The 20,086-nt window shown below is 43.3% G+C and carries 13 protein-coding genes and 2 pseudogenes; 7 read left to right on the forward strand and 8 right to left on the reverse strand.

What is annotated here, in order from left to right:
• Nucleotides 1–98 precede the first annotated feature (98 nt).
• Nucleotides 99–1,850 carry an ATP-dependent endonuclease gene (locus tag AB4138_RS20400; protein WP_017059816.1) on the reverse strand — a complete coding sequence of 584 codons (1,752 nt, stop codon included), beginning with the start codon at nucleotides 1,848–1,850 and terminating at the stop codon, nucleotides 99–101.
• 238 nt (nucleotides 1,851–2,088) lie between these two features.
• Here AB4138_RS20400 and AB4138_RS20405 point away from each other — a divergent pair, with 238 nt between their 5' ends.
• From AB4138_RS20405 to AB4138_RS20435, 7 genes are all read left to right on the forward strand, one after another.
• The gene (locus tag AB4138_RS20405) at nucleotides 2,089–3,828 is read left to right on the forward strand and encodes a bifunctional UDP-sugar hydrolase/5'-nucleotidase (RefSeq protein WP_017069928.1); all 1,740 of its coding nucleotides are present in this window, start codon (nucleotides 2,089–2,091) and stop codon (nucleotides 3,826–3,828) included.
• Between the two features lie 574 nt (nucleotides 3,829–4,402).
• Nucleotides 4,403–5,404: a TerC/Alx family metal homeostasis membrane protein gene (locus tag AB4138_RS20410; RefSeq protein ID WP_017059813.1), complete on the forward strand. Its 1,002-nt coding sequence runs from the start codon at nucleotides 4,403–4,405 to the stop codon at nucleotides 5,402–5,404.
• A 313-nt stretch (nucleotides 5,405–5,717) separates the two neighbouring features.
• Nucleotides 5,718–5,906 (forward strand): hypothetical protein, encoded by a 189-nt coding sequence (locus tag AB4138_RS20415; RefSeq protein ID WP_017059812.1) that lies wholly within the window; start codon nucleotides 5,718–5,720, stop codon nucleotides 5,904–5,906.
• Between the two features lie 175 nt (nucleotides 5,907–6,081).
• On the forward strand, nucleotides 6,082–6,822 hold the full coding sequence (locus AB4138_RS20420) for a DUF1223 domain-containing protein (protein ID WP_372307473.1): 741 nt from the start codon (nucleotides 6,082–6,084) through the stop codon (nucleotides 6,820–6,822).
• A 201-nt stretch (nucleotides 6,823–7,023) separates the two neighbouring features.
• On the forward strand, nucleotides 7,024–8,313 hold the full coding sequence (locus tag AB4138_RS20425) for a DEAD/DEAH box helicase (protein ID WP_372174443.1): 1,290 nt from the start codon (nucleotides 7,024–7,026) through the stop codon (nucleotides 8,311–8,313).
• Nucleotides 8,314–8,544: 231 nt separating this feature from the next.
• The gene (locus AB4138_RS20430) at nucleotides 8,545–10,263 is read left to right on the forward strand and encodes an autotransporter assembly complex family protein (protein WP_372174441.1); all 1,719 of its coding nucleotides are present in this window, start codon (nucleotides 8,545–8,547) and stop codon (nucleotides 10,261–10,263) included.
• 228 nt (nucleotides 10,264–10,491) lie between these two features.
• Nucleotides 10,492–11,256, forward strand: coding sequence for an aspartate/glutamate racemase family protein (locus AB4138_RS20435; protein WP_017070494.1), 765 nt, complete (start codon nucleotides 10,492–10,494; stop codon nucleotides 11,254–11,256).
• 101 nt (nucleotides 11,257–11,357) lie between these two features.
• Here the strand turns inward: AB4138_RS20435 and AB4138_RS20440 are convergent, their stop codons facing one another.
• The 7 genes and pseudogenes from AB4138_RS20440 to AB4138_RS20470 all read right to left on the reverse strand — a co-directional run bounded on the left by AB4138_RS20440 (nucleotide 11,358) and on the right by AB4138_RS20470 (nucleotide 19,690).
• Complete coding sequence (locus AB4138_RS20440) at nucleotides 11,358–12,815, reverse strand: phospholipase D family protein (protein WP_029235238.1); 1,458 nt, start codon at nucleotides 12,813–12,815, stop codon at nucleotides 11,358–11,360.
• 84 nt (nucleotides 12,816–12,899) lie between these two features.
• Nucleotides 12,900–13,550, reverse strand: a pseudogene (locus AB4138_RS20445) (carboxylesterase/lipase family protein); the annotation flags it as partial.
• 363 nt (nucleotides 13,551–13,913) lie between these two features.
• Nucleotides 13,914–15,128: pseudogene (locus AB4138_RS20450) on the reverse strand (carboxylesterase family protein); the annotation flags it as partial.
• Nucleotides 15,129–15,251: 123 nt separating this feature from the next.
• Nucleotides 15,252–16,910 (reverse strand): hypothetical protein, encoded by a 1,659-nt coding sequence (locus AB4138_RS20455; protein ID WP_229647521.1) that lies wholly within the window; start codon nucleotides 16,908–16,910, stop codon nucleotides 15,252–15,254.
• Between the two features lie 325 nt (nucleotides 16,911–17,235).
• On the reverse strand, nucleotides 17,236–18,591 hold the full coding sequence (locus tag AB4138_RS20460) for an FUSC family protein (protein WP_372307475.1): 1,356 nt from the start codon (nucleotides 18,589–18,591) through the stop codon (nucleotides 17,236–17,238).
• Nucleotides 18,592–18,600: 9 nt separating this feature from the next.
• Nucleotides 18,601–19,467, reverse strand: a complete 867-nt coding sequence (locus AB4138_RS20465) for an HlyD family secretion protein (RefSeq protein WP_017059803.1) — start codon at nucleotides 19,465–19,467, stop codon at nucleotides 18,601–18,603.
• Nucleotides 19,468–19,477: 10 nt separating this feature from the next.
• Entirely contained in the window at nucleotides 19,478–19,690 is a 213-nt protein-coding gene (locus tag AB4138_RS20470) for a DUF1656 domain-containing protein (RefSeq protein ID WP_017059802.1), read from the reverse strand.
• Nucleotides 19,691–20,086 lie beyond the last annotated feature (396 nt).

The following is a 20,086-nucleotide window of genomic DNA, read 5'->3' on the forward strand; positions in this document are numbered from 1 at the left end:
ATACAGGCACACCGTTTGGTGTGCCTTTTTTGGTTGAGGCGACTAGCTAAATATTTCATCAGTAGAGCAACTGATAGCATCTATAAAACAAATTATGTTTAGGTATTTCCATTCGCCATGGTGATCACGCGTTTTAATGTCCACCTTAATAAAAGCGGAATGCATTCTTGTCCTTGATTCTCGCAATGAGAAACAATGGCGAGTGCAAGGTCGGGTTTTGCATGTTTCTTCAATACCTTGGCAACCACTTTCTTTGGAGGGATAGGGTGATCGTATGGAATCTTAACCATGTCACGGAAAAAGCTCTCAAATCCATTCATATATAGGTAATGCTCGATATCTTTATCTGGCAGTTCCGTGAGTCGATGTCTTTCCTGATCATTACCAAGCTTCGATAGCACCGTTGCTGCGTATTTTTTACCCGCCGCATCGCCGTCAGTTACCACATGCCAATCGATGCCAAACTCTTGCGCGACCTTAATCAGTGCCTTAAGTCCTGATTGGGCGAACTCAATAATCTGCACACCTTCTGCTGCTAGGTTATAGCCACATTGGTTGGCAAGTTCATTGAACAACCAAACCTCGGTTTCACCTTCTACTAATAGCCAACAGCGAGCAAATAGTGCCCCAGAGCGGTGGAAGCGGATATGAAAACCAATTCGTCGAAGTTCATCCTTACTGAAATGGTTCATGTTGAGTTGATTGGCGATGGTTTTGTCTGACTGACGAACCAAGCGACGAATCGATTGAAGTGGGACCGCCGCAAGTAGGTCGCCACTGTTGGTGGTCAGGATTTTCTGCATGGGCAATTTCTGCATCAAGCTCCAAGCCCTTGCCAAGTGTGTTGGGTGCAATCGACCTTCTGGATCTTCAAGGATCAACAGAGGGCGCGCACATCGCCTTAAGTCGTTTGGCCCTTTAGCTTGTAGATAAGCGTTAAGTAACCCCATGAATAATAAGCGAGTTTGTTTGTTCTTGGTCTCTTCGACGAGTTGATGAATACTCTGATCATTGGTACCCGCAGAATAAAGCAATCCGTCTCGCTGTTTTCTAGGGTTACGACGAGAAGTACTTTTGAAAGAAAAATAGTGCTCAATCAAACTTTGCATCGACTCTAGGCTACTGCGCATTTCACCTTTATTAACATGTCCGGGTATCGCCATAAGACGGCGGCAGGTGTTGTCTATTCGTTTTTCTATTCTTGCTTGTCGACCATTACCGTTATTGGCGCCGTTTCCATTTGTTGTGCCATTGCTCGTGTGATGGTTCCCGTTCCCGTTTGAATTTGCATTAGTTGCGTGAACATTAGTCGGCAGGTGAGCATTGTGGTTAAGGGACTTGCCGTTGAAAGGACGATCAAAGTGCCTTGCATCACGCAAACGGATAACGGGATGTAAGGTCATTAATTCTTGAGCAAGCTTTTCTGAATGATGAAGCTTGAGCGGATTACCGTCCAAACCAAGAAATGCATAGTGTGTTGTTGTCTCATACTGTTCTAACGTCGCGCTGATGCGATAGTAGATGCGAAATACGCCAAATTCATCTTGAACCCAAATAGGTTTGAGTTTGCGATAACGACCTGCGTTAAGTTCGCTCTTATCGTTAGCTTTTAAAGCGAGAACAATTTGAAGATGTTGAGACTGCGGGTGTGAAACAGAGTAATCGACATGAAAATCGGTCATTTCAAAGTGATATGGCACACCGTCTGAGGGCAGAATGACGGAAAGGGCATCCAATAATGAAGACTTACCCCAAGTATTTTCACCAATAAGCGTGGTTAGCTCGTCAAACGCGAGTGACATGCGCTTGATACCTCGAAAGCCAGAAATCTCGATTCTTTCTAGTTGCATAGGCTTACTCCTAACGGAAGGCTCTGCTAATTATTTGAAAGCTAACAGATATCTTTAATCATAATCGAAAAATCCAAATCCGGTATGCTCACCTGTCACAAAACCCGTTGTTTATTAATACGGTGCAAAATGAGATTTTTGATCTATCTCGAGTATTTTTTTGCAGTGCAGTTTCATAAAATTCACGATTCTGTCATGATTCTCGACCTAGTATGAAGGGACAAAGAGAGAAGAAAATATGACTAAAAAGAATAAGCCGACAAAAATAGTGTTGGCACACATCAACGACACCCACTCATACTTTGAACCAACCTCGTTACAGCTATCACTTAAAATGAACAACCACATCATTGAACCTTATGTCAGTGCTGGTGGCTTTGCTCGAATTTCAACACGCTTCAAACAAATAGAACAAGATGCCCAGCGTCAGAAGGTTGGAACCTTGTTCTTGCACGCTGGTGACTGCTTCCAGGGCACGTTGTACTTTTCCTTATTCAAGGGAAAAGCCAATGCCGATTTGTTGAATGCCCTTAATATAGATGCCATGACGCTCGGTAATCACGAGTTAGACATGGGTAATGAGCCCGTTGCGATTTTCGCGAAAAGAATCAAATTCCCGCTGTTGGCCGGTAACTGGAATCTATCGAATGAGGATATCAATAAAACTCATACGCTAGCGGACAACGACATTGTTAAGCCTTATCTGCCTGAAACACGAAGTGCTTCTTTTATAACGAAAGAGTTTGATGGCGAGAAGGTCGCAATATTCGGCTTAAGCATCGACAAGATGGCAGGCATCGCTAACCCAGATATCGATACACCGTTTGAAAATGCTTTGGAAACAGCAAAAGGGACCATTGAGCAAATCCATCAAGCAGGTATCAACAAGATTGTGTTACTTAGCCATCTTGGTTACGAAGCTGATTTAGAGTTAGCAGCCAACGTAACAGGTATTGGTGTCATCGTTGGTGGTCATAGTCATCGCTTACAAGGTGATTTCTCTGATATCGGCTTAGTTAAAGATGATGAATACGGTGTGAAAATTGGCGATACCTATGTTGTGCAAGCGGGTTTCCACGCCATGAGCTTAGGACACTGCGAAATCGAGTTCGATTCTCAAGGCAAAGTGACGCACTTCAATGGTAAAAACGAACTGTTATTAGGCCGTCGACTCTTTATAGACGCGAAACTGAGTGAAGTAGGGCAAGACGATGCCCACGATATGGCGTGTGAGTTTTTAAACAATCACCCTAATATTGCAGTGTGTAAGAAAGATCCTGAGCTGCAGAGCATTCTGACGGATAAATACCAGCCGCGAGTTCGAAGGCTTCAGCAACAAGTGATTGCTCATGCAGACACTAAACTTCGCCATGTACGTATTCCAGATGCTAAAGGCCCGAGTCAACTAGCCCCCTTGGTTGCTCAATCATTTCACCATCTAATGAACAAGAAAGGGCATCAGGTTGACTTTGCCATTCACAACGCCGGTGGTGTAAGAAATTCACTGAACAGCGGCGATGTCTCTGTTGCCGATATTGCCGGAAAACTACTACCGTTTGCCGTACCTATTGGTGTGTATGAAGTAAAAGGTGAAACGATCGCTGGCATGCTTGAAGGTGCAATCAATAACGCGATTGATAATGGTGTCGTGGGCACAGGTTCAGGTAGCTTTCCTTATACACATAATTTGAGGTTTTGTTACCACAAAGAAGCGCCTATAGGACACAGGATTCACCATCTAGAAATTCACTCTGATGATTCAGGTTGGCAAGCTGTTTCTCGCAACCGTATTTACCGGGGCGCGTCGTCAGCCTATACAATGAAAGGCAAAGAGGGCTATAACGCTGTGTTGGATATGATCGGTGATGGCACGGTCACCACTGACTCTATGGCAGACTGCTTCATCGAGTTTCTGCAAGACCACCCAGAGTCGCTTCAACTCAATGAACCGTTGAATTGTATGGAGTGTTTTAGATAACTAAAGCTGATACTGATATTTAACACTATTACTTTGGGTTATTTATAAAATTGGCATTGTTTATGCTTTATCTCTGCAGGTCGCCTTCTTGTGGAGATATGCATGGATAAGAAAGATTGGTTAGATGCGGTAGCGGTTGTCGGTTGGGTATCAGTTTGGTCAGCGTTAGTGTATTTAATACCTGCCGCAGGGCTGTAAATTGCTCTTTTTGCAACTTCATTACGCAGTGCAATAGTGTGTTTGACTTGCGAATTTATTCTTAGAATCAATTCGCGTGTCTATTTGACAAAGTGGCATCAATCAGAAAGGAGCGTTTGCTCCTTTTTTGCTTTTTCCGTGCAAATTTATATAGACGAAACACAACCAGAGGATTATTATCCACGCGTTTGGGGAGTAGTTAGCGCAAGTTTACATATCGTCATCTCGTTAGGCCAAGAGTCTATCCGGTATGTAAAAGTGAAATCCCATATTTCACTTCAACGAGACCAACGCAATCACAGTCAAGATCCGTAATGGAGCTTGATATGCTTTGTTTGCGGAAGGTCTTTGTACAGTTCTTCCGCCCGGAGGAATAATGAACTCAACTCAATCTCTATTATCTACAAATAGTGAATCCTTTTTTTCATCGCCAATCATGACGACTTATGCGGGCTTTTTCCTGCTAACGGTTATTCTCGTCTCTATTGATATCTATCAGACTCGTGGCGGTAACGTTACTATCAAGAAAGCGGCAATCTGGAGTGTTTTCTGGTTTGTACTTGCGTTTTTGTTTGCTGGCTCGATTTACCTATTTTGGGACATTTATGCGCCGAACAGTGACTACACAGCGCAAAAAGCAACCGTGTCATTCATTACGGGTTACTTGTTAGAAAAATCCCTTAGCGTAGACAACTTGTTTGTTTTTGCGATGATCTTTGCTCAATACCAAGTTCCTGAGCATCTAAGACCTCGTGCGCTTCTTTGGGGCGTAATTGGTGCATTGGTGCTTCGTGCAATTATGATCGCACTAGGCGCACAGCTATTGGCGGAATATCACTGGGTGCTTTACGTGTTCGCTGCGTTCTTGATTGGTACAGGTATTAAGCTGGCATTAGACAAGGGTGAAGAGGAGAGTGTGAATACTCTGCCTGAAAAGCTACTTCGTAAAGTGATGCCGGTAACAGAGGACTTCCATGGCCCTGCATTAATGGTTAAACAGGGTGCTAAATGGGCATTCACTCCAATGATGTTGGTCATCGGTGCGATCGCAGTCATGGACGTGATGTTTGCATTAGACTCTATCCCTGCGATCTTTGCGGTAACACAAGAACCGTTCTTGGTACTTGCGGCTAACGTGTTTGCGTTACTTGGTCTTCGCTCGTTGTATTTTGTACTGCAAGGTATGATGGACAAGTTCATCTATTTGAAACCCGCGCTTTCATTCATCATGGTGTTCATTGGTGTGAAAATGCTTCTGGTTGATAGCGAGTGGGCTATCCCAACTTACTGGTCATTGGCGGTATTGGTTTCTACGATGACGATTGCGGTTATAGCGTCGGTTTATGCGAAGAAGCCAGGCATTGAACAAGTAAATTAAAAACAAATATAACTTATCGAAAAGTCGATAATGAACACGTGGCTGATGAAGTGGAAAATTTATTTATGTAAATTTTCTGTGACATTGGCCACTGTTGTTTGCGGGGTATTTGTACTAAATGCATGATTTAAACACTATATTGAATTTGTACTCACATAATCTGCATATCTATTTTGTGGTATTGTTAATGGTTTGTTTTATTAGAAAAACTAATCCCAAAATCTAATTTTAGTCATTTTTTAACCTGCAAAAGATCACCTATTATTCTTGTCATCAGAACGAAACACATTAATAAATTTATAGAGAGGCAATCATGGCTCAAGCAGTACAAATGAATACTATCGCTGTTCCTAACTCTATGGATAAGAAAACCTACTCGGTTAACTTCAAAGGATTGATTGCACACATTTTCGATATTCTTTTCGTAGACAACTCTCCACGTAGTTACTACGCAAGCGACCTATCTGGTCACATGCAACGCGATATCGGTATTAACCGTTAATCTCAGCGTTAACATGTAAATATAGAATTTTAAGAAAACGCCAGCCTCTAAAGCTGGCGTTTTTGTATCTGAAATAAACTCAATCTCTTCGTAAACTAAGCACCTGAAAGAAAAACCTAGGCATAACGGTCTGTATTTGAGCGCCATTCAATTCGCTTTGTACAAGGATCTCGGTATGCCACACGCCAAACGCAATTCATCATTGATTAAACTTTGTTTATTTGCCTTACCGATCGGCTTCTATTCCTCAGTGTCGCTTGCACAAACCTGGAGTAATGAAGGCCAGCCCGCACAGGTTATCGAGCTCTTCACCTCTGAAGGTTGTTCAAGTTGTCCTCCCGCTGATGCGTATCTAAGTACATTTGAAGATGACCCACAACTGTGGACACAAGTCATTCCTCTCGCTTATCACGTCGACTATTGGGACTACCTCGGTTGGGGGGATAAGTTCGCGAGCAAGGCGTTCAGTCAGAAGCAACGACTGTATAAAGCTTACGGCTTAACAAGTGGGGTTTACACACCCGGCTTTGTTGTCGATGGAAAAGAGTGGCGCGGTTACTTTAACTGGTTAGACAGAACGTTGCCTTCGCTCAAACAACAAAATAACCCCAAGCTAACGGTCAACTATAAAGGCGATACGTTCAGCGTAAGTTACGAAGGCAAAGGGGATTATGTTGCTCATATCGCTCTATTGGCGATGAACGAAGTCACAAGTGTAAAAGCTGGTGAAAACAGAGGTAAGAAGTTAGAGCATGATTTTGTCGTAGTGTATGATGGCTACCAACGTGGTGAATCTGAGTGGCAATTCAATGTGGACTTTGATCCGCTAGTCGCTTCGCCCGATGCCGTAGCTGTCTGGTTAACCGAGCCGAATTCGTATGCACCGGAACAAACGGTAGCAGGTTGGCTGAACTAACTGCAACCCACGACAATTGTGTAGCTGGAATACTCTTAGACGAAGTTGGTACGGCGAGTATCGAGGTTCTCACATCGATAACTTCGCGTCTGACGGATATTAATCAGTGAAATAGAAGCGAAAGGGCGATTTAGTTACGTAATACTGCTGAAATACGTTAATATAGCGCGCTATTATTTTAGCTTTGAGTTCCTGCAATTAATGACTAACACCACTACACCAACCAACTTCTCTGATCTTGGCTTAATCTCTCCTTTGATGGCTCGTTTATCTGAGCTTGAATACCAACAGCCAACGCCTATCCAAGCGCAAGTTATTCCAAGTGTGTTAGCAGGACGCGATTTAATTGCAGGCGCAAATACCGGTTCAGGTAAAACCGCAGCATTTGCACTTCCACTGTTACAAAAGATTCATGAAGATGCCCCTCTGGACCGTCGTTCAGGCAAAGGTAACTTTGTTTCTGGCCTTATCTTGGTTCCTACTCGTGAACTTGCTAAGCAAGTGGCTGACAGCGTTAAATCTTACGCTGTGCATTTCAATGGCGCGATTAAAACGGTTTGTGTGTTTGGTGGTGTATCGGTAAACACTCAGATGCAGGCGCTACGTGGCGGCACTGATATCTTGGTGGCAACACCGGGTCGTCTGCTTGACCTTATTTCAAGCAACGCTATCAAGTTAGACAAAGTGAAAACGTTAGTGCTTGATGAAGCTGACCGAATGCTAAGCCTAGGTTTTACCGAAGAACTTGATGCAATCTTGAAGCTCTTGCCGAGCAAAAAACAAACCTTGTTGTTCTCTGCAACTTTCCCAGAGCAAGTTAAAACGCTGACTCACGAACTTCTAAGCGATCCAATTGAAGTTCAACTTCAAAGTGCCAATACGAGCACACTGGTTCAACGTGTATTCGAAGTAGAAAAAGGTCGCAAGACAGCGTTACTCGCACACCTAATTCAACAACATGAATGGCGCCAAGCTCTGATCTTCGTTAATGCGAAGAACAGCTGTGAGCACCTAGCAGACAAGCTTTACAAGCGCGGTATCATCGCAGAAGTATTCCACGGCGATAAAGGGCAAGGTTCACGTACTCGTATCCTAGAAGATTTCAAATCTGGCGAGATTGACGTTCTGATCGCGACAGACATCGCGGCACGTGGTCTGGATATTGAGAAGCTTCCAGTGGTAATCAACTTTGACTTACCGCGTAGCCCGTCAGACTACATGCACCGTATCGGCCGAAGTGGTCGTGCAGGTGAAGTTGGTCTTGCGTTATCTCTGATCGATCACGAAGATTACCACCACTTCAAAATCATCGAGAAGAAGAACAAGATTCGTCTTGAGCGTGAGCAAATTGAAGGCTTTGAAGTGGATGAAGAAGCGACAGCTGAACTGATCGCAGCACTAAAACCTGTTGCGCCACCGGCCGGTACTGGCAAGAAGAAAAAGAAGAAGAAAGCTCCAAAAAACCAAGATGTGTGGCTGAACAACAACTGATCTTGAGTCAGCAAGCCATATAAATCAGCAAGCCATATAAATCAATAAGTAATAGACATTCAAAAGGTGCTTAATTGCGCCTTTTTTGTGTCTGTAGGGCTGGGATTTGAGTCGTTAATAAACGACTGTTGCAGTGTTAAACAACCCGATAAGCCGTTCGAAGGATAGCGTCCTCCATAAGAGATTCGGCGATTTAACGCTTTGCTCATAACCTGTTCGGGTTTTGAGCAATTGGGTAACCGCGTGAAGACCTCGATTAAACAATTAGTGCTGGCCACTTCATTTTTCCTGTTTACCCAACACTCTTCTAGTGCTGCTGAATTTGAGGTTAAAGGGGTTAATAAAACTCTCACCGAAAATGTAGAATTATATTTAGAACCTTTAGCCGATGTTCCTGCATCACAGATATCGAAAACGAAGCTATCTAAACGTATTCAAGATGCACTCAACCCTTATGGTTATTATCACCCACAGCTCGATATCGACCTCAATGATTCTGATAACGTGATCATTAACATCGATTCTGGTCCTGTCATGCGCATCGCAGAATCGATAGTAAAAATAACAGGTGAAGCTAGCCTAGATGCGGAGTTCATCAATATACTCAATCAAAGCAAGTTAGGCTCAGGTTTAACTTTGTCTCACCAAGAATATGACCAAACTAAGCGTGCGATTTTCTCTTTAGCAAAGCGGAAAGGTTATTTTGACGGCAGGTTTATCGAGTCAAAGATTGAAGTTATTCCTAGCGAGAACATCGCGAATATACACTTGTATTTTGCAAGTGGTCCACGCTACAAGTTCGGTTCTATAAGTATTCCTGATGATGGGGTTGACCCTACTCGTATCGAGAAAATACCCACCTTTAAAAAAGGTGATGACTTTGACACCATCAAGTTAGGTGAACTGCAATCTGATTTGTCAGACACTCAATGGTTTCGAAGTGTCATCGTACATGGTGACTTTGACAAACTTGATGACAACCTAGAAGTTCCAATTGAAATCATTGCCGAGCCAAGTTCTCGAAATATCGTGCAGGTCGGTGGCGGCTATTCTACAGATCTCGGTTTACGCGCCTCTCTCAGTTGGTCAAAGCCTTGGTATAACCGGAGAGGCCACAGCTTTGAAACACAGACATATTTGTCTGAACAGGAGCAATCACTTCAGTTGGGGTACAAAATCCCCACAGAGAAAGTCACAACGGATTACTTTGGTATTCAGTTTGAATCGAAACGAATTGATCATCGAGACACCAATAGCTTTACAAACGATCTTAAGTTCGAACGTTACTGGCAATTAGACAGTGATTGGCAAAGCACCATTTATGTCAAATACTTGCACGAACAGTACCGTCAGGCGTCTGAGGAAGAGCAATCGCAATTACTGTTACCTGGCATCAGTTTTTCTCAGGTTGATCGTAAAAATGATCAGTTGGAGCTCAATCATCGACACATCTATTCTGTCGAGTATTCTGACCCTAGTCTGTTCTCTGACTCAAGGCTGTTGCGGTTGGAAGGAAACAGTGTCCTTTCATGGGATATTAGTGACAGGCAGAAGCTCCATTTCCGCTCCAACGTAGGCATCAACATTGCCAAATCATTATCTGATGTGCCGTCGTCACTGCGGTATTTTGCTGGTGGCGATGGAAACCTGCGAGGTTATGGTTACGAATCTATCTCCCCTAGAGACGAGAATGGTGAACTAACGGGGGCACGTTATATGTTAACTGCTGGGCTCGAATATCAGCATCAAGTCTATCGTTCAATTTGGTTGGGCGCATTTCTTGATGTGGGTGATGCATTTGATCAACAAGCGGATTGGAAGCGTGGGACGGGCGTGAGTTTGATTTGGAACTCACAGTTAATGCCAGTTAAGCTCGATTTTGCTTACGGCTTAGATGCGCCTGAAGGCGACGAATTTCGTATTCATTTTTCCTTTGGTACTCAATTCTGATTTTTGTACGCTGTTTATGCACTCGCGAGGATGCGAACCATCTAATAGGATTCAAGTAAATCGAAAGAGCGTAAAAACCTTTGTGCTTTAACAAACACAAAGGTAAAAACAATGAAAAAGCTACGATTCGGTGTATTTGGTAATATGGGCCCTGAAGCCGATGCTCTGTTCCAAGATATCGTCGCCAAGAAAGAAATTGAACACGGCGCACTTAAAGACTAAGACCACATGGCCATGATAGTGGTGAAAAACTCAGATATCCCCGATCGATCTGAAGTGATTAACGAAGGCGGTACCGATCCTGTGCCTGAACTGATTGAGTCAGCGTGCATTTTAGAACATGCCAATGTTCAGTTTGGCGTAATGACCTGTAACACCGCTCATTACTTTAGACCTGAGGTTCAAAAGCACACCAACGTTTATATCGTCGACATGCTTCAAACCACCGTTGATCAAATCAAAGAGCAGAACTCTGAATCTGTTGTTGGTATTTTATGTACCAACGGCACATACAATTCGGGAATCTATGATCGTTACCTAACGGACGCGAATCTGGTGTTCGTTAAGCCAGATTCCTTTGAGCAAGAGCATAACGTGCATAGTGCTATCTATGGTGAAGTAACCGGTGAGATGACAGAGTGTGGACAAGCAATCCGAGAAACCAACGGGATCAAAGCGGGCGAGTTTGAGCGTAATGCCGCACTGCTTGCTGTAGCGATTCAATCCATCGTAGAGAAGGGCGTTGATACGGTTATTTGGGGATGCACGGAACTTCCTTTGGTTAGAAAGCAACTTGAAACGGCATTTCCAACAGTCACTTTTATTGATCCTATGGAAGCGGTAGCTGAGCGTGTCGTTGATATTTACCGTCTCGCTGAGCAATATGTGGAGCGTGGACATGTGGATTACAACATTAATGATGTTAATTCGATCTTCACAACGCTTGATATGGTGAACTACGTAGCCCAAAGAGCGATGACCTACCGTCTATAAGCTCAGATACGTGTATTTGAAACATGAGAAAGCCGCGAATTACGCGGCTTTTTTACATTTGGACTGGAGAAAATTAAAAATTAAGATTCGAAGCTGAACACTTAAAGCTCGAACTCGCCATTCATTTTTCGAAATAACCAATCAGGTACCTTGTTCCATGAACTGTAGTTCGGGTTCTTAGTATGGATTTGTTCCTCTGAAGCCCAGATGGTGTCACCTGATTGTTCTCGCGACACAGCCCAGAACAACTCCTCTTTCTGACGTGTTAAGTAGTGTGTCACTTGCTTCGCAAACTCTTCACTGTCAACCAACACCCCAAACTCAACGTTGAGAAAGTCTGATCTTGGATCGAAGTTAGAAGAGCCAATATAGGTGACACGCTCATCTAAAATTACTGTCTTGTTGTGGTAGTAGGTATCAACATGAAAGTAGTGATCATCATTGATCGCTTGGCTTTTGTACTCATAGATACTTACGCCCTTGTCGAGTAGAGTCTCACGGTGTTTTTCGTAATACGCAGGCACAAAGCCCGAATCATTAGAAGCCGATGAATTCGTCAGTAAGGTGACTTCGGCTTCGCTCTCTCTAAGTGCATCGACGAATACAAACTTGTTATCGCTTGGCACCATATAAGGCGTAGAAATAATAACCTTAGAAGGTGTCGGTACTTTTTGCTTCATCAAGTGTTCAATACGTTGGCGAAAGTAGGGCTTGTTGTCATTGAGTTTCTCCAGTGAGTCAAATACCGGCGTGACAGAGGCTGAAATGAACTTCGGTTGGTTTAAGCTCTTTATCTGCCTTTCGACTTCAGACGTGATCAATGCTTGATTCTTTTCACCTTTGTTCAACGCTTTGGTGAACGCTTGGTATTGCTCTTTCTCTTTGATTTTAATGCGTTCTTGAATTGGCACTACATGCTCACTGTTCCACAACGCTTGGTAGTTTCGGTCGAAAGCAGCAATCACGTCGCCTTTAAACAGCACATCCATATCAAAGAAGTTGGCACTTTCGCTGTAGCCAAAGTAGTCATCACCGATGTTGCGCCCACCGAGGATCATCGATTGGTGATCAACGTTAAAGTATTTCTCATGCAGTCGATTATCTAACTGTTTTTGATGAGTAGAGAAGTTGAGCGCACGACCAATCCAGCCAGCTTTACGTGACTCAAAAGGGTTGAACAGTCGAATCTCAATATTGGCGTGTGAGTCCAACTCCGCAAGCCATTTGTCATTGAATACCAACAAGTCATCCAGTGTGAGGCGCACGGCCACATCGCGGTCAGCGGCGTGTTTCAGCTCGTTTAACAGCATCAGGCCCAGAGTGTCGTTTTCCCAAGAGAAGTAAGTCATATCAATCGAGTGTTTTGCTTGGCGAACCAGATCAATGCGGCGCGCAAAGGCTTCAGGCGCACTCGGGATCAAATAGACTTCGGCTTGATGTTCTGTGCTTTGCCAGTTAGCTTCGAAGTCAGGTTCAACATCGGGGTAAGGTTGGGCACATCCTGTGACCAAAGCAATCAACATTATTGTGCATGCTGTTTTTAGTTTGCTAAGTGTCATAACTAACCTGCGTTTAAACATAAAATTTGGATATAGAAACGGCCAGCGAGCTGGCCGTTAAAGTAGGAAGGGTGTTGAATATGTTTAGTTTAGGTACCAGTCCCAAGGCATAAGACCTTGCTCTGCTAGACCCGTTAAGCGACCTTCACGAAGCTTAGGATCAACACCTGGGTTTGTGACATAGTCCCAGTCGAAGGTAGTGCTGTTGTCGCTGAATCCTGCACCATCAATGACAAGCACATTGTCGGTAGCATCGCTGTACTGGTAGCTCTGGAACAATTCATCGCTAAACCAAAGACGCGACATTTCGTTCATAAGGGCTTTATCTTTGCTTGATGGATTTACTTCGCTTCCATCAAAACGTACAGCTTTGTTGAACATAAATGGCAGTTCTGAACCGTTACATGCACCGCTGATGCAACCAATCGTTTTGAATAGATCAATGATTGACAGTTGGTCGTATTCGCCCGTTTCTTCATTTAGACCTGTTTTATAGTTCCACATGTTAAAGCTTGGTTTGTGCTCAAAGTGGTATAGCGTTGCTTCTACTTCGCTGTTTGCTGCCATATAACGAGCTGGGCCATTGAACAAGGTGTCATTTAGCAGGGTTTTAAATTGCTTCATGTTGTCAAAAGCGCCACCTAAGCTAGATTCTGAATTAGGGAAAAAGTCAGTTAGGTTTAAAACTTTATTAGTTTGTTCATGGCCGTTTAGTTCAATATCTACATTTTTTACGATACATTCGATTACCTCTATTGGGTCGTCTTTAGCTAGACAAAATGGCGTAGGAAATCCTATATCAACAGATGAATCCATCCCCCAAAATAGTTCACTAACAGCTGTATATGCAGTGAGTGAAAGACCTTCATTTGCAGCAACGTCCTTAGAACTCATGTTATTTATTCTTGCCAATAAACGATCTTGATTGTGCTCATCATCTAGCCATTTCAACGCATCTAAGGCAATGGCCTCTGAGCGCTTACCTTTTATTGCTTCAGTTGAAAGAAATTCGTCAATGATAGTTGGAATCAAAAAGGTCACACTGAACAACATCCCAAAACTATTTGCTTCATGAGCATTGTTTCCCAAAATCGTTTGTACAGAAAGATCAGAATTTAGTGGTGATTTAGATGGTTCTATACATATTGCCTCTGACTCATCAGTGGTAGCAAGTGACTCACAACCTAGATAAGGAGCAAATGGCATCAGTGTTTGCATAGGGGTCTTTCCTGATTTGGGGCCTACTTCTAACTCTTGACCCAAATAAGAAACTGAAACCGATAGCGAACTCAATAACCAATTTTTTAGCTGTTCAATACCATCCAAAGCTGTTTCTTGCGACGCCATGATCACGTCAAGCGAAGTGTTTGCTGTAAAACCCTTACTGCGATCTTTTGCAACGTCATAGCTAGGATACTCAAAACCATACGGGTTGCTCTGCATGATGGCACGTTGGAAATATTGACCTGCGATATCGTCATCTTGCTGCAAGAAACCAATAGACATAGCGCCTGAGCCTTGACCCATAACGGTTACGTTTTGAGCGTTACCACCGAAGTCAGCGATATTATTGTGTACCCACTCCAAGGCACGCTTTTGGTCACCTAGGCCATAGTTTCCATCTTCGTTCTCGCCTTTAATCCATTGAGTACCTAACTGACCAAGACGGTAGTTGAAGCTTACGTAGATGAAAGGCTTACCATCGTCGCTTCCTTGAGCAACCACGGTATCACCTTGGATGAGCGGCTCTGCACCAGAACCGTATTCGAAATCACCACCGTGAATGAATACATAAACCGGTAGGTCTGCATCAGCATCTACGCCTACTGGGCGCCAAATGTTCAGGTTCAAACAGTCTTCAGATTGTGTCTGTGAAACGGTCTTCAATTGAGGACATGCATCACCAAACGAAGTGGCATCAATGTCACTCCCAAGATCAACCATTTCACTGTGCTCAAAACGCTCTGCATCGGCAAACTTAATGCCTTTAAAAGACTCAACAGAAGCCAGTTTATCGTCTTCGGTATTAGATGTAACAACCAGCTCTTCTTTGGTCGCAGTAATCATCACATCGCCGATTTGAGTGGTAAAGGTTTCTGAAGGTGCTGGAATTAAAGGTTCAGGTTTATCAGGGAAAGGAACCGTTGGTTGGCTATCGTCGCCACAGCCTATAAGGGCAGTAGCAATAGACAATGCGATAAGTGAGCGGTATGCAATATTCATATTTAATTTTCCACAATAATATTCGGTATAGTTACGATCAAACGCACTTGTATCGACAATCCTGCAGTTCCATTGGGTATTGCGCTCCATCTATGGAGCATCGACATGGCATATATTAGAGTTGTCATCTTGCTGGACGACTGAGCTTCAGAGGCTCGTATGAAAATATCGCTCTAACGAATCTATATTCACAATAGAGCGATGGTTTGACCGTTAGAAGCGATAGCCAAGGTTCAATGTCACAGCCGAACGAGTTTCACCTTTGTTGTACAACACGGTCATGTTGTAATGCTTGCCAATCTGTTTGTTGACTCCGGTTAAAAATGCCCACTGGTTAATGTCGACACCAACGTCGTAATCAAACTCAATATCGTCTGTCTTTACAGTACCTTGCATACGTGAATCTAAACCTTGGTATTCAGCACCAACGAAGAATTGAGCGCGATAATCAACTAATTGGTAGCCCAACATTGGCTGAATCGTGACAATGCCGTCACCCCAATCATCCATCCCTTTCAGACGGGTTTGTGAATAGGTGCCGGTCAGTGATGCAAAGAACTCTTTGTAACCAACAGATAGTGTTGTACCCGCACCGCGTAAGTCATATTCGAGATGCAGTGGTACATTTAAACGCCCACTGTTACACAGTGCTGATACGCCCTCGCACAGTTTGTCACCTAGACCAGGTAGTTTGTTATTGAGTTTATCTTGTAGATATTCTCCCGCAGCGCCGGTGTAAGAGGCATCAACATTCGCGTCAACGTTTACCTTTCCTACATATCCGAATACATTCCAGAACGGCAGAATATTCACATCACCACGTATTGAAAGACTTTCTGCTTTAACCGTTGCAACGCTATCTTCAGGGTCGAACAGGTCATTCAAGCGCACACCGCCAATCACGTAATCGGTCATAGGAAGGTTCATGTCTTGATTGCGATAAGCAACTGAAACACCGAATGGTAATGGCAAATCGATACCTTGACGACGCACCATGTCACCCATTAAAGGGAATACTCGATCTAACTTAACACTCGCTTCTTGCATACGAGGATCTGAAACTTCTTTTAGACGCTCTTCATGCAGGACATTAACGCCGTTGTCGTCTTCATAAATTGCGACGGGTTCAGTTACAGCGCTCATGGTCATCGGTTTCGTTTTAGACGTACCCTCGATGTTAGTTGTCTTACGTTCAATAACGACTTTACCAGAGTCTAACGTTTGGAAATCAATCACTTGGTAATAGGTATCGACTTTTGACTTACCAAGATTAAATGGCTTGTCGTTGGTGATTACCATGCGTTTTGGTGTGCCGCCTACAAGTTCAATATCAACATTCAAGAAACGGAAATAGGCGATGTCTTGTGGTAAGCCGTATTTCGAATAGTTGAAGCTAATGGTCACGTCGCCGTTGTCTTTTTCATTGACTTTCACTGACGATGGATCGAAGCTTTCTGCATAATTTCTTAGTCGATACTCAGTGCGCGTAAACTCTTCAATTTCATCGATCAGTTTTTCGTTTTCATCCAGCTCTTGCGGGTTGTATTTGACGCGCAGGTCGATGTTGCCTTTGCTGTCTGTGTTTTTTATCAGATAGACGCTTGAGTCACGAACCTCATCGCCAATTTGTATGGTTCGATGTGCGTGTTCAACTAGGTGTTCGCCCTGTACGAGCGAACTGATTGCTAGCTTTGGTAAATCATGACTGATGCCATATTTGTCAAATAGTGCTCGACCTTTTTCCATAACTTCGCTGTAAGTCTTGGTTTCTGCCGCAGACGCAAAATTGGGGGTGGTAAGTAATAGGGCGCTCGCTAACACAGAAAGAGTATGGGTCTTACAAGCGCTGGTGCGTATTTCAAAAAAACTCATGACGGTTTCCACGCTGAGTGGCCTCAAACCTTCGAGACTCAAACAGTCGATGTAATACTGAACGTCGTGTTCAGTTGTTATGTATTTATCCGTTAGGATTGCTAGTGTGAATGTCGCGACTAAAAATGCATTGCGTCAATCAATGAGAGGATTTTAAGAGGAGGTGGCAGATCGCGTTAATCGCTTTTGATGGACGCTATCCTCACTTAGTAATAATTAGCGTTAATCAATTGATTTATAATGATTTTCAATAGATAAAAAACGGCCTGTGAAGTAAAAATACTTGGCAGACCGTTTTGTTGTGAGTTGTTAAGCGCATTTAGTTCTAAGCAGTTACCCTCACTCTAAATAGATCAGTAAACAACTTCGCTATCATCAGAATAATCAAAATGTTTACGAGCATCAAAAGTGGCGTTTCAATTCCATAAACAGGTGTGAGGTTGAGCGCACCAGATGTGAGAACAACTAATAAGTTAATACCCAATATTCGGTGTACCATGAGCTTAGGTGTCGCGAACACTTTCCATATCACCATAATGTTAAGGAAGTAGAATAGTCCCAGCTCCCATAGTTCTGTCATTAATGGCATCACAAAGATGTATTGCAACAGAACCACCGACCCTGTACCCAACACACCATAAAAAGCGTCCTTAATAACGCTTGGTGGCATGGTCGGCACCATAGAAGAGAATACACCGGCTAACATAGGAAATATGAAACCACCTGGAACTGGAAGATAAATCCAAACCAACAGCGATGTGATAAACGTCGACACGCCTTGCAGCACTTTGCGCCCATCTTCATTCAAATGTTCAACAAACGTGCGATGTGCATGATGCCAAGACACGTCTTTATGATCACCTATGACATTGAGTTCACCCTCAACAAGAGATTGTTCTGGTGTTAATACATCGAACGTCTTCAAGTTGTGAGTAAGAACTGCCCATTGGATATCTAAGTCTGATTCGCTGTTACTTTGTTTGAGTAATGTATCTTGGATATGTGCCATTTCATCGATACGCAAGCGCCATGTTTGGATGTTCTCTTTAAGGTGGTAGCTTCCGGTCAGTGGCAGATCTAAAAGTTGATACAGCTTATCAATATTCGCGGTGTTGCTTTCAAGTGCGGCAATGTCGATGTTGTCTGTTTTTTCCATCGCATCTAACAACGCTTGTTTACTGGTTTCGAAACGTTGTACAAAGTTGAGTTCAGTATTCACAGGCCACACGATGCGATACACAATAGAGAACACAACAACACCTAATAGTGTTTCTTGAAGTCTAAGTACAGCAAAGTGAAAGGTGGTTTGGTTATCAAACCCGCCCAGACAAGCAACAATCGAACACACGGTAAATCCTATTGAAAAGATGTAGCCGTATTTCTCGTCACTAGACATGAAAATACAAGTGCCTAAGAACACGGTAAGAAATGTTAGAAACAAAAATCGATCTTGTGAAAACATCGCAATGAGGAAAAAGGCATAACCGGTCCCTAACAAGGTTCCCATTAACCGGTTATGGCCTTTGTTTATTGAATGGGCGAAGCTCTCGTTCAATGCCATCACTGCGACGGCTATCGCAGCCCAATACGGTTTTTCCCAACCAAACCACAACGCTAGGCAGATTGCGATAACGATAGAGAGTGCGACTTTAATCGCGTCTTTAGTCGATGCAGTGAACATAAGAATCACCTAGCTATTTTTGATTATTTTGATCGAGGCAGTCATACCAACACGCAGTTGTACGTCTTCTGGTATTTTGTCTAACTTCACTTTGATAGGGATGCGTTGAGCTAGGCGTATCCATTGGAAGTTTGGATTCACGTTTGGCAATAAATCATTACCTGTGCTGCCGTCTTGCTTCGCGATACCAAAACCAATACTTTTGATATGTCCTTCTAGCTGAACATTGTTGTGCATCATTAAGGTCACATAAGCAGTGTCCTGAGCATCGACACCGACTAAATCAGTCTCTTTGAAATAACCTTCAATCCAGAAGCTATCTTCATCAATTAGCGCAACCACAGGTGAATTCGCGACAACTTGAGAGCCAACACGTAGGTTCAGATTGGTGATATAGCCGTTAGTAGGCGCATATACCTTGGTGTACTCAAGGTTGAGATGTGCTTCTTCTACGTTCGCTTTTGCCAGTTCGACATTTGCGGCGCTGGTTTCTACCGCGTTGTTCAAGTTGTTTAGTGTCAGCACGGGCACGGCACCGGGCGTTCTTTTCTCTAAATTCAACGCGCGTTGCTCTTCGTTTTTGGCTTTGGCGAGTAGGGCAAATGCTTGTTTTTGAGTCGCAAGTGCTTTTCTGTAGGTCGCCTTGTAAATACTCGGATCGATCTCAAAAAGAAGATCGCCTTTTTTTACCTTCGAGTTGTCTTCGACATGCACTTCAATGACTTGACCCGTGACTCGAGGTGTAATCGAGACGATATAAGCGCTGACTTGTCCGTCTCTGGTCCATGGGTTACTTGAGTACGACTGGTAATAGCTATAAACCACAGTTCCCGCAGCAGCCAATAATAAAAGTGTGATGAGATAACGTTTGATCACAGTAAGTGCCTCAAAAAATGGTAATAAAATGGCCGATAGCGCCAGTAAAAATCACGATCAAGCTCAGTTCTGCTATTGCAGGAAAGGCGACGTACTTATGAAGGCCAAACCGTGTCGCGATTGACCCTGTTAGCATTGTCAGTATGTAAGCCAGTGCGATAACCAATAACAGCGGTGGGAAGTAGACTTCATCCCACACAAGCTCATGCGGCATGGTATTCATGGTTCTGTTCTCTATTTGTTTGATGAATGCAACGGTAACGGAGTTCGATTTATTGTGATAATCGCTTATAGAGGATCGTACCCATCAAAATCCAACTTTATTCGGTGATTATGCCAACTGCCTCTTTGTTGAGAGCCGTAAGCCAGTAAAACAACGGTAGGTAGGTTGTCGTTCTTGAAGTGGAAACACTTAATTGAAATTGATTTCGAAAATCATCTACTTTTGCCGATTTAAGATAAATATATTTAAACCAATCACTTAAGGTGTAAATTGCACTTCAAAAACTATGCGAACAGTTAAAGTGATGATTTGATCCATCAAATGGGATTACATAATAAAACCTTTTGTTCTTAATATTCGGTTCGAAGCAACGAGTTGCTTTATTTATTTTGAATA

It is taken from the genome of Vibrio sp. 10N.286.52.C3 (assembly GCF_041468865.1).
GTDB lineage: Bacteria > Pseudomonadota > Gammaproteobacteria > Enterobacterales > Vibrionaceae > Vibrio > Vibrio crassostreae_C.

Coding starts and splice junctions, on each gene's coding strand:
- AB4138_RS20400 (WP_017059816.1), bottom strand. CDS start 1,850: ATGCAACTAGAAAGAATCGAGATTTCTGGCTTTCGAGGTATCAAGCGC.
- AB4138_RS20405 (WP_017069928.1), top strand. CDS start 2,089: ATGACTAAAAAGAATAAGCCGACAAAAATAGTGTTGGCACACATCAAC.
- AB4138_RS20410 (WP_017059813.1), top strand. CDS start 4,403: ATGAACTCAACTCAATCTCTATTATCTACAAATAGTGAATCCTTTTTT.
- AB4138_RS20415 (WP_017059812.1), top strand. CDS start 5,718: ATGGCTCAAGCAGTACAAATGAATACTATCGCTGTTCCTAACTCTATG.
- AB4138_RS20420 (WP_372307473.1), top strand. CDS start 6,082: ATGCCACACGCCAAACGCAATTCATCATTGATTAAACTTTGTTTATTT.
- AB4138_RS20425 (WP_372174443.1), top strand. CDS start 7,024: ATGACTAACACCACTACACCAACCAACTTCTCTGATCTTGGCTTAATC.
- AB4138_RS20435 (WP_017070494.1), top strand. CDS start 10,492: ATGGCCATGATAGTGGTGAAAAACTCAGATATCCCCGATCGATCTGAA.
- AB4138_RS20440 (WP_029235238.1), bottom strand. CDS start 12,815: ATGACACTTAGCAAACTAAAAACAGCATGCACAATAATGTTGATTGCT.
- AB4138_RS20455 (WP_229647521.1), bottom strand. CDS start 16,910: ATGAGTTTTTTTGAAATACGCACCAGCGCTTGTAAGACCCATACTCTT.
- AB4138_RS20460 (WP_372307475.1), bottom strand. CDS start 18,591: ATGTTCACTGCATCGACTAAAGACGCGATTAAAGTCGCACTCTCTATC.
- AB4138_RS20470 (WP_017059802.1), bottom strand. CDS start 19,690: ATGAATACCATGCCGCATGAGCTTGTGTGGGATGAAGTCTACTTCCCA.